Annotated in this window: 1 protein-coding gene; it reads left to right on the top strand. The window is 39.7% G+C overall.

The window, feature by feature from the left end; all coding sequences use genetic code 11:
- Positions 1-615: type IV secretion system protein (locus tag ACFINX_RS10320; protein WP_375668819.1), on the top strand; the 615-nt coding region annotated here is incomplete at its 5' end.
- Positions 616-685 lie beyond the last annotated feature (70 nt).

The following is a 685-nucleotide window of genomic DNA, read 5'->3' as shown; positions in this document are numbered from 1 at the left end:
CTTACCACAGGACTTTATCAAAATGAAATTGCCAATTTGATAACACAAATGCCCTATGAGTTATCAAAAGCGCTCATGACAAATCCACTCGATGATAAACAATTAATGAATTTACTTGACAAAACAGCAGGCGGAGGATTTCAATATGCAGGCCGCCTTTTCCAAGAAACCGTCTTCTTCGAAGCCAATGGACTGCTTTACAGTCTCTTAGGCATCATTATCTTGCTAGCAACAAGCCTCGTAGTAGCAATCGGCGGTGGTCTCGTGCTCCTAACAAAAATCGCTATTACACTTCTCGTAGGATTGGGACCACTCTTCATCATTGCTTTGCTCTGGCAACCAACTCATCGCCTTTTCGAGCAATGGATAGTCCAAGTCATCAATTATATAATCCTCTTTCTACTCTTAGCCACTGTATTTAATCTGATGATGAATATCTTTGCAAACTATTTGAGCGATATGAAACTCGACTACGACCAGAATGTAAGTTTCATGTTTGGGGGAGCTCTCATCTTGTCCATTATATCCATCATGCTGTTACTCAAACTATCAAGCATAGCCAATTCTCTCGCAAAAGGCATTACATTTGGACATCTATGGAGACATAGAAACTAGATGAGATAAAAAGCAATGGTTCCCGTAACAAACGCCCCTAATATCCATATGACAAAATAATAAGGATATC

This window comes from Bartonella sp. AP36NXGY, assembly GCF_042195865.1.
GTDB lineage: Bacteria > Pseudomonadota > Alphaproteobacteria > Rhizobiales > Rhizobiaceae > Bartonella.
The sequence above is the reverse complement of the archived record's forward strand: the minus strand, read 5'-3'. Positions and strand labels throughout refer to the sequence as shown.